The organism is Bacterioplanoides sp. (assembly GCF_965226395.1).
Lineage (GTDB): Bacteria > Pseudomonadota > Gammaproteobacteria > Pseudomonadales > Oceanobacteraceae > Bacterioplanoides.
Genome location: NZ_OZ245358.1, coordinates 3,358,632 through 3,372,100, shown reverse-complemented (window position 1 = coordinate 3,372,100; position 13,469 = coordinate 3,358,632). Strand labels below are relative to the sequence as shown.

Annotated in this window: 10 protein-coding genes; 5 read left to right on the top strand and 5 right to left on the bottom strand. The window is 46.6% G+C overall.

The features are described 5' to 3' along the window. Positions 1–54: 54 nt before the first annotated feature. The 5 genes from ACO05E_RS15370 (at position 55) to ACO05E_RS15350 (ending at position 6,163) form a co-directional block, all read left to right on the top strand. Complete coding sequence (locus tag ACO05E_RS15370) at positions 55–1,437, top strand: CmpA/NrtA family ABC transporter substrate-binding protein (protein WP_419810376.1); 1,383 nt, start codon at positions 55–57, stop codon at positions 1,435–1,437. A 220-nt stretch (positions 1,438–1,657) separates the two neighbouring features. Next, positions 1,658–2,644, top strand: coding sequence for an ABC transporter permease (locus tag ACO05E_RS15365; protein WP_419813630.1), 987 nt, complete (start codon positions 1,658–1,660; stop codon positions 2,642–2,644). 48 nt (positions 2,645–2,692) lie between these two features. After that, entirely contained in the window at positions 2,693–3,532 is an 840-nt protein-coding gene (locus ACO05E_RS15360; protein ID WP_419810375.1) for an ABC transporter ATP-binding protein, read from the top strand. A gap of 35 nt (positions 3,533–3,567) precedes the next feature. After that, complete coding sequence (locus ACO05E_RS15355) at positions 3,568–4,794, top strand: alginate export family protein (protein WP_419810374.1); 1,227 nt, start codon at positions 3,568–3,570, stop codon at positions 4,792–4,794. Positions 4,795–4,879: 85 nt separating this feature from the next. Then, positions 4,880–6,163: an NAD(P)/FAD-dependent oxidoreductase gene (locus tag ACO05E_RS15350; RefSeq protein WP_419810373.1), complete on the top strand. Its 1,284-nt coding sequence runs from the start codon at positions 4,880–4,882 to the stop codon at positions 6,161–6,163. Between the two features lie 7 nt (positions 6,164–6,170). Here the strand turns inward: ACO05E_RS15350 and ACO05E_RS15345 are convergent, their stop codons facing one another. The 5 genes from ACO05E_RS15345 to nirB all read right to left on the bottom strand — a co-directional run bounded on the left by ACO05E_RS15345 (position 6,171) and on the right by nirB (position 13,458). Further along, entirely contained in the window at positions 6,171–6,647 is a 477-nt protein-coding gene (locus ACO05E_RS15345) for a hypothetical protein (RefSeq protein ID WP_419810372.1), read from the bottom strand. A gap of 182 nt (positions 6,648–6,829) precedes the next feature. Then, entirely contained in the window at positions 6,830–8,593 is a 1,764-nt protein-coding gene (locus ACO05E_RS15340; RefSeq protein WP_419810371.1) for a protein kinase domain-containing protein, read from the bottom strand. Between the two features lie 311 nt (positions 8,594–8,904). Then, a complete protein-coding gene (locus tag ACO05E_RS15335) occupies positions 8,905–10,371 on the bottom strand; it encodes a NarK family nitrate/nitrite MFS transporter (RefSeq protein ID WP_419810370.1) in 1,467 nt (488 codons plus the stop codon). Positions 10,372–10,465: 94 nt separating this feature from the next. Beyond that, positions 10,466–10,792, bottom strand: coding sequence for a nitrite reductase small subunit NirD (gene nirD / locus ACO05E_RS15330; RefSeq protein ID WP_255860385.1), 327 nt, complete (start codon positions 10,790–10,792; stop codon positions 10,466–10,468). A gap of 56 nt (positions 10,793–10,848) precedes the next feature. Then, positions 10,849–13,458 carry a nitrite reductase large subunit NirB gene (nirB, locus tag ACO05E_RS15325; RefSeq protein WP_419810369.1) on the bottom strand — a complete coding sequence of 870 codons (2,610 nt, stop codon included), beginning with the start codon at positions 13,456–13,458 and terminating at the stop codon, positions 10,849–10,851. Positions 13,459–13,469: the final 11 nt, after the last annotated feature.

Below are 13,469 nucleotides of genomic sequence, written 5' to 3'. Positions count from 1 at the left end.
CACGACCTATTGGGGTTGTGGCGCTTTTTTTTTGGCTTAAAAAGGGGAAACACGATGCGAGGAATTAATTCACTGCGACGTAACCTGCTGAAAACAGCACTGGTGATTTCAACCGGGTTAGCGTCACTAACAACATCTTTTGTTGTTAGCGCAGGTGAGCCGGAAAAAACGGAACTTAAGTTTGGCTTTATCAAACTGACCGACATGGCTCCTTTGGCAATTGCGAAAGAACTGGGTTATTTCGAAGACGAGGGTCTGGAAGTTGAGCTGGAAGCACAAGCCAACTGGAAAGTACTTCTCAACGGTGTGATTGACGGCCAATTAGATGGCGCGCACATGCTGGCGGGCCAGCCGTTAGCTGCCACCATTGGTTTTGGTACTAAAGCTCACATCGTGACCCCATTCAGCATGGATTTAAACGGTAACGGTATTACCGTATCCAACGGTGTCTGGGGTGAAATGAAAAAACTGGTGCCGCATGAAAATGGCAAACCAGTTCACCCGATTAAAGCCGATTATCTGAAACCAATCGTTGATAAATACAACGACGCGGGCAAGCCATTTAACATGGGCATGGTATTCCCGGTATCAACCCACAACTATGAACTGCGTTACTGGTTAGCAGCCGGTGGTATTCACCCGGGCTACTACGCGCCACACAAAGGTGATACCAAAGGTCAAATCGACGCTGATGCTTTCCTGTCGGTAACACCACCACCACAAATGCCTGCAACACTGGAAGCTGGCACCATTTACGGCTACTGCGTAGGCGAGCCGTGGAACCAGCAAGCTGTATTTAAAGGTATTGGTGTACCCGTTATTACTGACTACGAAATCTGGAAAAACAACCCAGAAAAAGTATTCGGTATGACTAAAGAATTCACCGAGAAATATCCAAACACGACGGTTGCTGTTGTAAAAGCCATGATCCGTGCTGCTCAATGGTTGGACGCTGATAACAACGCAAACCGCCCTGAAGCTGTTAAGTACCTGTCTAAGCCTTACTACGTGGGTGCCGACTACGACGTTATTGCCAACTCAATGACCGGTACTTTTGAATACGAAAAAGGCGACAAACGTGAAATCCCTGATTTCAACGTATTCTTCCGTTACAACGCGACCTACCCATACTACTCAGATGCTATCTGGTACCTGACACAAATGCGTCGCTGGGGTCAGATCTCAGAAGCAAAAGATGACGCCTGGTACAAGAAAGTAGCTGCAGACGTATACCGCCCTGACATCTACGCCAAAGCCGCAAAAGCGCTGATCGAAGATGGTGAAGTAGAAGCTAAAGACTTCCCGGATTTCGCCACCGAAACCGGCTTCAAGCCACCACAACCAGACTTTATTGACGGCGTAGTATTCGATGGCAGCAAACCAACGGAATACATCAATAAATTCAAGATTGGTTTAGATGCGGACGAGGTTCTGTAACTGAACCCTTGTAACTACAGCTCTGTAGTTTACAGAAGTGAGGCTGAGCCCAGCTCAGCCTCATATTTAAAAACCTGAAGAATATTTTGTTTAGTTTTTTGAAGTCTCACATCAAAAAAACATCAAACAAAACATCAAACAAAACATTAAACAAAATATTTTAAACAGAGCCAAAGCGCTCTGAATAATTGAAAAACCAGAGGTTGTTATTGCCATGAGCATGTCATCACTACTAAAAAATCCGCTGCAGACGCTGTCTGATGGTTTAACCCCGCCTGCGATTACTAAGCTGGTAAAAGCCATTAGCTTACCTATTGTTGGGCTTTGCATTTTTCTGATGCTTTGGCAGGTTGCGGCCAATAATATTGTGACCTCTCTGGGTAACTTTCCTGGCCCTGGCGAAGTCGTTAAACAGTTCAATAATCTGGTTATTGAGCACAATGAAGAGCGTGCCAAAGTAGAACAAAAATACGAACGCCAACGCGTTCGTAATGAAAAGAAACTGGCGAAGAACCCGGATGCCAAAGTGAAATGGCGCGAGTATAAAAGCCGCATTACTTTCTTCGATCAAATTGCCACCAGCTTAGGCACAGTAATGGCTGGTTTTATTGTTGCCAGTTTAATCGCCATTCCGGTTGGTATTGTGATTGGCCTGAGTGCAAATGCTTATGCAGCCATCAACCCAATTATTCAGACCTTAAAACCGGTTTCACCATTGGCCTGGTTGCCACTGGTAACCATGGTTGTTAGTGCTCTGTATGTATCGGATGACCCTACCGTTTCTAAATCGTTCTTAGTATCTATGTTTACCGTATCTCTGTGCTGCTTATGGCCAACCATGATCAACACGGCTGTCGGTGTTGCCGGTGTACCAAAAGATTTAAACAACGTAAGCCAGGTACTACGCCTGAGCTGGTTCACTCACGTACGTAAAATTGTTATTCCGGCAGCGATTCCGATGATTTTCACTGGCTTACGTTTATCCATTGGTATTGCCTGGATGGTATTAATCGCGGCAGAAATGCTGGCGCAAAACCCGGGCTTAGGTAAGTTCGTATGGGACGAATTCCAGAATGGTAGCTCCAACTCATTGGGCCGAATTATGGTTGCGATTTTAGTGATTGGCTTTATTGGATTCTTACTGGACCGCGCTATGTTAACCATTCAGAAGTGGGTTAACTGGGATAAGTCAGCGGTCGTTCGTTAATTCATCGTGCACAACGGCCAGTTACATACAGAATTTCGGAGATAAATTATGAGCTTTTTAGAAATTTCCAAAACCAGCATTGAGTTCCCTACCCCCAAAGGCCCGTTTAAGGCACTGGACGGTGTTGATCTGAAGATTGATCAAGGTGAGTTTGTATCACTGATTGGTCACTCCGGTTGTGGTAAGTCCACCGTATTAAATATTGTTGCGGGCTTATATCAGGCGACCGAAGGTGGTGTGATTCTGGAAGGAAAAGAAGTCACTGAACCAGGGCCGGAGCGAGCCGTGGTATTCCAGAACCATTCTCTTCTGCCATGGCTGACCGCTTACGAAAATGTCGAACTGGCAGTCAACGAAGTATTTAAAAACAGCAAGTCTAAGGCTGAGAAGAAAGCCTGGATTGAGCACAACCTTGAGCTTGTGCATATGACACACGCCATGCACAAGCGCCCGGATGAAATATCCGGCGGTATGAAGCAGCGTGTCGGCATTGCCCGGGCATTGGCGATGGAACCTCAGGTGTTATTAATGGATGAGCCTTTTGGTGCACTCGACGCCCTGACTCGTGCGCACCTGCAGGATTCCTTAATGGAAATCCAGAAAGACTTAAACAATACCGTCATCATGATTACTCACGATGTTGATGAAGCCGTGCTGTTATCTGACCGTATTGTAATGATGACCAACGGCCCGGCGGCGACGGTTGGCGAGATCCTGAACATTGAGCTGGAACGCCCACGTAACCGCATCCAGCTGGCAGATGATCCGACCTACAACAGTTATCGTCAGCAGGTACTCAGTTTCTTATATGAAAAACAAAAAAAGGTTGAAGACATTCAATCAGCAAAAACAGAAAAAAAAACAACCGCGCGAAATAAAGTTGCTTAACCAGATCGTTAAAAAACATAAATTCAGGAGAAGTTATGAACTCTATTAAAAAATCTGCACGCACTCTGGCGCCATCTCTGCTATCAGCAGCGGTATTAACGGCCACTCTGACAACGGCAGCCCAGGCTCAGGCTAATGAAGTGGCTGATGCGTTAACTGGTGGTAAAATCTTAAATGATTTCCGCTTACGCTATGAGACCAATGACACGGAAGATACCCTTGATAATGGCAGCGACCGAGACTCTGCAAATGCATTAACGCTGCGTTCACGTATCGGTTATGAAACCGGCTCTATTGCGGGCTTCAAAGTATTAGCAGAAATTGAAGATGTTCGTGCGATTATTGATGAATATGCACCGGAAGATACAGATTATGACGGTGTACCAGATCCGGAAAATACCGAATGGAACCGTGCACAAATCAGCTATAACAAAGACGGTGTTAGTGCGACTGTAGGTCGTCAGCGTATTATTTTTGATAACGCGCGCTTTATTGGTAATGTTGGCTGGCGTCAGAATGAAGTCACCTTTGACGCAGCCCGTTTTGGTTATAAAGCCGATGATTTCACCGTTGATTATGTTTATATCGACCAGCGCAACTTCCTGAATTTTACTGATAATGACACCAGTGATCATCTGTTAAATGCGTCATACAGTGCCCTGCCGGTGGGTAAAGTTGCTGGTTATGCTTATTTATTAGAAAACGAAGACACTGACACCACCATCGATACTTATGGTGCTTATCTGGATGGCAAACAAAAGCTGGATTCTCTGACTGTTATTTACCGTGCAGAGTATGCAACTCAAACCCTTGAAAATTCTACTGGCACTGAATTCGATACGGATTACATCCTGTTAGAAGGTGGTGTTAAGCTCTCCGGCGTCACTGCCAAACTGGGTAATGAAATCCATGGCGAAGATAATGGCACTGGCTTCGCAACGCCTTATGGTACCAACCATAAGTTTGGTGGCTGGGCTGATCGTTTTATTCCAGGAGCAAGTCGCGCTCTGGGTTTAGATGATAAATACATTTCAGTTTCCACTAAAGCAGGTCCGGTTAAACTGGTTGCGGTTTATCATGATTATGAATCAGTAGAAGACAGCAAAGACCTCGGAAGTGAAATCAATTTATTAGCTGCCGGTAAAATTAATAAAAACTTTAGTGCTGGTATTAAATACGCAGGCTTCTCTGGTGGCGATGATGATGTTGTAACATCTAATGACACCGATAAGTTCTGGGCCTGGATTGGCGCTAAGTTCTGATCATTTAATTATTTCCTTCCCTCGCCGGATCCGGGTAACCACCCGGCTTCCGGTATTTTTCTGAATTCCCGCCTGGAGCTTCACTATGCCTGTTGTGTCTGAAAAGTCTGGCAATCAATTAATTATTATTGGTAACGGCATGGCCAGTAATCGCTTACTGGAAGAGCTGGGTACTCATCACCCATTTGATCAGATTCTGATTTTCAGCAACGAAGCGGTTGCTCACTATAATCGTATTATGCTTTCTCCGCTGTTAGCCGGAGAAACCACACTGACACAAATTACTCCTCATGATGAGGATTGGTATCAACAACGACGTGCTCATATTTTGCTGAATACCGCCGTTGAAAACATTGATATTCAAGCTAAAAGACTGCAAAGCAGTGATGATGAACACCATCACTTTTCACAGCTGGTGATTGCCACTGGCTCACAATCCTTTATACCAAACCTCACCGGTGCTGACAGCCGTAACGTCAGTGGTTTTCGGGATATTCGCGATGTCGACCAATTACTCACCCGCCTGCCTGAATTAAAACAGGCGACGGTGATTGGTGGTGGTTTATTAGGGGTCGAAGCCGCCGTAGGCCTGAAAACACAAGGCGTAGATGTCACCCTGCTACACCGTAACCCGGTATTGATGAATCGTCAGCTAGATGCAGAAGGATCAATATTATTAACCCAGGCCTTGCAACAGCGAGGTGTCGATGTTCAGACCGGAGCAACCGATATCGAGTTAATCTCGGATCAGCAACAGGTATCTGCAATCAGTTACCAGCACAACAACACTCGCATTAATATAGGCACACAGGCGGTGATTTTTGCCACTGGCATTCAGCCGACGATCAGCATTGCAGAGAATAATGCCATCCTCTGCGATAAAGGTATCCTGGTGGATGAACGCATGCGTACCAGTGCCGATTCAATTTATGCACTGGGTGAGTGTTGTCAGTTTGAACAGTTTACCTATGGCCTGGTTGCACCCATCTGGGATCAGGCTAAGGTACTGGCAGCGGAGCTGTTACAGGCCAGTTCCTTACAAACAAGCACGTCACGTACAAACACCCAAGAAACTCCGGTCTATCGAGAACAACAACACCTGACTAAATTAAAAGTCTCTGGTCTGGACGTACACAGTGTTGGCGAGTTTAACGCTCTGGATGGTGATGACGTACTGACATTGCGAGACGATCACCAGGGTATCTATAAAAAAGTAATTCTTCGCAATAACACCCTGGCTGGTGCGCTTTGTATTGGCGAAGTAGCCGACAGCCAGTGGTATTTTGAGCTGATGCGGAATCAGACGAATATCCGCTCAATACGAGACGTTTTATTATTTGGTAAAGATATCTGCGAGCCTGCAGCATAATCCGAAATCAATCTTTAATCAGTACTCCACGGTAATAACGGGCTGACTCTTTTTTTCTGGATTGCTTTTCTGTGCTTTCAGATTTTTCGTATTCTTGCCCGCGGTATACATATTTTGTGTCACTTGAGACTGTTACAACACGCTCAATTTGCTCTCGCGCACCGCGATAAATAATAAAATGGTTGGGTTCGGTCAGAGCATCGTAAGATACAACCTGCTCTGGTGTTAATAAGATAGACTGACTGGCAAAGAAAGAAGATTGATCGGAGTTTAACGAAGAGACAAACGCATCCAGCAGATTCTGTATTTTTTCATCCGAGCAAAGAATAGCTGCCCGCATCAGAGAGATTAACTCAAGAATATTTTTTCTGGCATTAAAGTTCTTTCTTTCGAGTATCTCAAACCCTAACTTTAAATCCGTCAGATAAGCGACTTGCCCTGGATTTAACCCTAAGATTTCTACTGAGTTCAGATTAATACTCATATTGCATCCTGCCTGTATTCAACGAATACGCCATGTATTCTACGTGGTGTGTATTATTATATGCCTCCTCCGGAGAAGGAGGATGATTTCATAATTATCTCACATGCCAGTTTTATACTTCTATTTAAATAGCTTATATCCAGCATATTTACCGACAAAACCAGACAAATAAGCTGCATGTTTCATACAGAAAACCATGCCTGAATAATAACTATAATTAATAATAAAACACTGACTCCTTGCCAAAACCGAACCGGGTTTCGTTCAATAAACGGGCGTTTCTGAGCATAACGCAGAAGTTTGGGGTTTGGTTGTTTCAAATCCTGAAGAAACTCTGAATAGGCCGGATAACGCTTCTGCCAACTCGGGTGTGTGGCTTTTTCCAGCGTCAGATCCAGCCACTGAGGTAAATCCGGGCGATGCTGACGCAAGGAAATATAACGCCATTCTGAAGTTGATTTAGGCGTACGACGATGCACATCGTCCATTTGATAAGGGGTATGACCTGTGAGCATTTCATACACAATCACGGCCAGTGAGAATAAATCACTCTGCACCCCTGCCTGCCCTGTCATCACATACTCAGGCGCAATGTATTGCACCGACCCCACCGGACACTCTTCTTTGATACTGCCAGCTGCTTCGGAGATTCCTCTGACCGAGACTGTACCAAAATCAATTAACTTCACCTGACCTTGTGGAGTAATCAGAATATTCTCCGGCTTAAGATCACGATGTACCATGCCCAGACGCTGAAACGCCCGTAACCCGCGGATTATCTGATCGGTTATGTCACGCACCTGATCGAGCGATGGTTTGTCGGTATCATGCAGCCACTGACGTAATGACTGCCCTTCAATATACTCACATAAGTGGTACAGAAAACGACTGCCATCCCGAACCGGATATATTTTCATTACATTCGGATGATCAACCCGGTTTCCGACCCACTGCTCCCGGGCAAAACCATCCAGATAAACCAGATCATCACTAAAATTCTCAGACGGTGCTTTTAATACATAGTGTTTGCCGTCGTTGTTTTTCACCCGGTACACATGACTGCGGCTGCCTGAATACAGTACTTTTTCCACATTGAGCTGATCAATTTTATGACCAACATCCAGCGCCGGTGGAATAACACGTTGTGTCAGCTGGCGCTGTGCTTCTTCCATATCCGGTGCCGGCACTTGTTCAATACGAACCAGAAACAGGCTGCAGTTATCATCACTGCCACGATCCAGCGCGGTGCTAACCAACTGCTGACAGGCTTTTTCAAACTGGTGTTGCTTGTCATCTGGCGTTAATTGCCTCAGGCACTGCTGAATATCAGCCGCAGACAGATATTCATGGGCGCCGTCTGTCGAAAAAACAAAATAATCACCGGCCTGAATATCCACGCAGTGATAATCCACCTCCAGATAATTATCCATACCCAACGCCCGACTCAGAAAGGTTTTACCCCCCTTTTGTGGGTTCCCCTGAGCAATACAATGGTCACGGGTGAGTTGTTCAAATTCTGCCGCCGTTTCAGCCTTTTGCGGCCGATAACGATAAATCCGGCTATCACCGGCATGAAAAATATGAGCACTGGTTGATTTGGCAATTAAAGCACTGAAGGTTGTGACCAGGCTGTTATGACGCGCACTGGCTTGTTGTCCGTGATGAAATAACCAGGCATTTAATGATGACAGCACCTTGCCTGCGGATGTTTTGACATCCCAGCTGTCAGGGGTGCAGTAATAATCCTGCAAAAAATGCGTGACCGCGGTGGATGAAGCCAGCTGTGCCTGATCGCTGCAACTAACACCGTCAGCAATACAAGCTCCAATGCCTTTGTATTTGGCCTGAGACAGGCCGGGCTGATGGGCTGCGAAAGCATCCTGATTTTCGTCTTTAATGCCTGCGGTGGAGAACCCGCCAAAACTGACGCTTAACTGATCGCCCATGACTATTACCAGAAAAACCTGTTAGAAATATACAACAAGCCTATCAGAATACTTTTTTAAAGCAGCAACAAGGATGTTGCGTGCCCATCATCAGCCCAGGGACGGGCTGTGTGATGGGTGCGGCTAAAAAGTATTCTGATAGGCTTGTTTGCTGCTCGAAGACAAGTACAAGAGGGAACTATGTCTGACAATATGCTGGAATTCACACTTTCCTTTTCGACACGCTGTTAATACGTCCTTGTACGCTCGACTACTGCATCCCTGCAGTAGACGGTCGAAAAGAAAAGCCTGAACACCTGCATATCTGCTAATTAAGAAACCTTAATTAACTCAACCGAACCATCTTCATTGACTTCCGCCATATGACCTTTAGGTTCTTCCATCGCCAACAGCGCAACAAAACCCACCACAGCCGTTGCCGCAATTACCAGGAAGAAAGTGGAATAATCCACCAGAGACAATACCGTCAGGTAAGTAACCGCACCAACGTTACCGTATGCACCCGTCATACCCGCGATTTGCCCGGTTAAACGACGCTTAATCAGAGGTACCGCGGCAAACACCGCCCCCTCTCCGGATTGTACAAAGAAAGAACAAGCCATCGCCGCAACTACTGCCAGCCATACCGGCCAGCTGCTGTCGACCAGCGACATAACGTAATAGCCAACCGCCAGGCCCGCAGTCAGAATCAGTAAGGTGGATTTACGGCCAAATTTATCCGATAACCAGCCGCCGCCCGGGCGCGACATCAAATTCATAAAGGCATACGCCGAAGCCACCATACCAGCCACAACCGGTGTCAGCTCAAAGGTTTCAGCAAAAAACAGTGGCAGCATAGAAACCACCGCCAGTTCAGAACCAAAGGTGGCAAAATACAACACATTCAGTACTGCAACCTGCTTAAACTTGTACTGGTGAATTTCATCCACCGGCGCTTCGAAAACGTGTTTATTCACTTTCCAGACATGCGTTAATTCATACAGGAACAACAGCACTAAACCGACGTAGCACAGCAGCGCGGTAGTTTCTGACAGCAGGCTCACACCCTGTGGCGACAATTTCCAGGTTAATAAAGCCAGAGCCGCGTACATCGGGATCTTCATAATCACCAGAAAGAAGAAATCGCCTTTACTGGTCACTTCTAACGCGCCGAGGTTTTTCGGGCGGAAATAAGTAGAGCCTTTTGGGGTATCTGAGACGTTAGCGTAATAAATAAAACTGAATAGCAGACTTAATACACCGGTTAAACCAATGGCATAACGCCAACCGTCATCACCACCAAACCAAAGTGCAATAACAGGTAGCGTAAAGGCAGCAGCAGCAGAGCCAAAGTTACCCCAACCGCCATAGATGCCTTCAGCCGTGCCTAATTCATTGGCCGGGAACCATTCTGATACCATCCGGATACCAATCACAAAACCAGCACCAATAAAGCCCAGCATAAAGCGCGCAATAGCGGCTTGAGCAAAATCATCGGCCATGGCAAACATAAAACATGGAATGGAACAGATCGCTAGTAATGCTGAATACACAATCCGTGGGCCGAATCGGTCCGTCAGCATACCAATAATTACCCGAGCCGGAATCGTCAGGGCAACGTTCAGAATCAGCAGAGTTTTTACTTCTGATGGAGCCAGGCCAAGGCTTGCGGCAATGGCCTGTAACATAGGAGCATGGTTAAACCACACTAAAAAGGTAATAAAAAACGCCATCCAGCTCAGATGCAGGATTTTCATTTTGCCACTGAAGGCAAATAAATTAAATTTCTCGCTTGTCATACAAAACCTTACTACAACTGCTTTTTAATAATTTTTTATAAAAACAAAGCGCTGATAGAATCAGCGCTTTGCTCTTGTCGCGCTTATGCTTTTATCAGGCGGCTAACAGCACCTGATTATTCTCAACTTTCACCGAAAATGTTTTCAGGCTGACGGAGTCATCTTCCAGACAAGCTCCGGTTTGCAGGTCAAAATGCTGCTTATACAGCGGCGACGCAACCACCAGCTGCTCACCAATTGAACCAATAATCCCGCGAGACAGGACATTGGCTTTACCAAATGGATCAAAGTTCGAAACAGCAAACACCTGCTCGCCGTCACCAAAACGAAACAGTGCGACCTGCTCATTATTTAATGCTGCACACACGCCGGTATCCGGCGCAATGTCAGTTAATTCACACACAGTTACCCAATCAGACATAACGGGTCTCCATTATTTTTTATGTTCAGTTATTCTTTATCAGGAATAAACCCGGCTTATTCCACCGGGTTTAGCTCAATTAATTCGATTTTTTCGGCTTCGGTTGCCGGACGGCGCTGCCCACGCTCGCGTACGTAATACAAGCCCGCATCTTCTGCATCTGAATTAATAAAGTGCTTAAAGCGTTTCAGTTTTTCAGGGTTTTCGATGGTGGTTTTCCACTCACACTGATAAGTACCAACCACTTTGGTCATGGCATCTTCCAGCTCGGCGTTCATACCCAGGCTGTCTTCGATCACCACCTGCTTGAGGTAGTCAACGCCACCTTCCATATTCTCCATCCATACCGAGGTACGCTGCAGACGATCGGCGGTACGTACATAAAACATCAGTACACGGTCGATGTATTTGATCAGGGTTTCATCATCCAGGTCAGTGGCGAATAAATCGGTATGACGTGGGCGCATACCACCGTTACCACACACATACAGGTTCCAGCCATTTTCAGTGGCAATCACACCAATATCTTTACTTTGTGCTTCGGCACATTCACGGGTACAACCGGATACCGCAAATTTAATTTTGTGTGGCGAACGCAGGCCTTTGTAGCGATTTTCCAGCGCAATCGCCATCGACACAGAATCCAGTACACCGTAACGACACCAGGTACTACCCACACAGGACTTCACAGTACGCAGTGACTTACCGTAGGCATGGCCGGTTTCAAATCCGGCATCCACCAGCTTTTTCCAGATGTCCGGCAGCTCATGCAGTTGCGCACCAAACAAGTCGATTCGCTGGCCACCGGTAATTTTGGTGTACAGATCGTATTCCTTGGCCACTTCACCCAGAACAATCAGTTTGTCTGGGGTAATTTCACCGCCAGCAACCCGTGGCACAATCGAATAAGTGCCGTCTTTCTGCATATTGCCGAGGAAAATATCATTGGTGTCCTGCAGGCCAATATGCTCGTCTTTTAATACGTATTCATTTTCGAATGAAGCCAGAATGGAACCGATGGTTGGCTTACAGATTTCACAACCGTGCCCTTTACCATGCTCAGCTAACACGTCTTTGAACGTGGTAAAGCCTTTTACACGAATAATGTCGGCCAGCTCCTGACGTGAATAGGCGAAGTGCTCACACAGGTCGTTATTCACTTCCACGCCCAGCGACGCCAGCTCAGCATCCATCACCTGTTTGGTTAATGCTGCACAGCCGCCACAGCCGGTTGACGCTTTGGTGGCATCTTTAATGTCACCCATGGTGCAGCAACCACCTTGCACGGCGGCAGCAATATCGCCCTTGGTAACATCAAAGCAAGAACAGATTTGAGCGGTTTCCGGTAACGCTGCAACACCTAAGCCTGCACCACCCTCTTCATCGCTACTGCCTGCCGGTAATAACAGAGCAGCCGGATCGCCCGGAATATCCATATCATTCAGTTTCAGCTGCAACAGGGAGCCATACGCTTCCACATCGCCCACCAGCACAGCGCCCAGCAATTTTTTACCATCGGCAGAAACAATCAGACGCTTGTAGACGTCGCTGACTTCATCTTTAAACACATACGACTGGCAGCCTTCGCTATTGCCGTGGGCATCACCAATAGAAGCCACATCAACACCCAGCAGCTTGAGCTTGGTCGACATATCCGCACCCTGGAATTCCAGACTGGATTCGCTATCGCTGTAGCAGGCCTGAATATGATTCATTGCCACTTTGGCCATCTGATAGCCCGGGGCGACTAAGCCAAAAATCATATTTTCCCACAGGGCGCATTCACCGATGGCGTAGATATCCGGGTCGGATGTCTGGCAGGCATTATTAATCACAATACCGCCACGCTCACCGATTTGCAGGTCAAACTGGCGAGCCAGTTCGTCTTGCGGACGAATCCCGGCAGAGAACAGAATCATATCGGTTTCAAGGAAGCTGCCATCGGCAAAATTCATGCGGTAACGACAGGTTTCACCGGCGACAATTTCCTGCGTATTTTTTTCGGTATGAACCGTAACGTCTAATTCTTCAATTTTTTTGCGTAATACTTCACCGCCACCATTATCCAGCTGCACGGCCATCAAACGTGGGGCAAATTCCACCACATGAGTGTCCAGACCGGCTTGTTTTAAAGCGTTAGCTGCTTCAAGCCCTAACAAACCGCCACCAACCACAACACCCACTTTGCTTTGTGCGGCGGAGGCTGAAATGGCTTCTAAATCTTCAATGGTACGGTAGACCAGACAATGCTCCTGATCTTTACCCGGAATCGGTGGAACAAAAGGATAAGAACCGGTGGCTAACACCAGTTTGTCATAAGCTTCGACATTGCCATTGGCCGTGGTAATGGTTTTAGCGCTGCTATCAATCGCCACTACCTTGTCATTTAACAGATAACGAATGTTGTTTTGCTGATATTCAGTTTCAGACGTCAGCGATAAATCATCAGCCGTCGCACCGGAAAAATACTTACTGAGTTGAACCCGGTCATAAGCGAGACGTGGCTCTTCAGAGAAGGTAATCAGTTCATAATCGGATGCGTTTTCAGAAGCGGCCAGGTTTGCCAGAAATTGGTGGCCAACCATGCCGTTGCCCACAACGATAATACGTTTTGGGGTGGAAGGGCTTGCTGATGTGGATGGGGTTGCTTGCGGTAATGTGCTCATAATGAACTCTC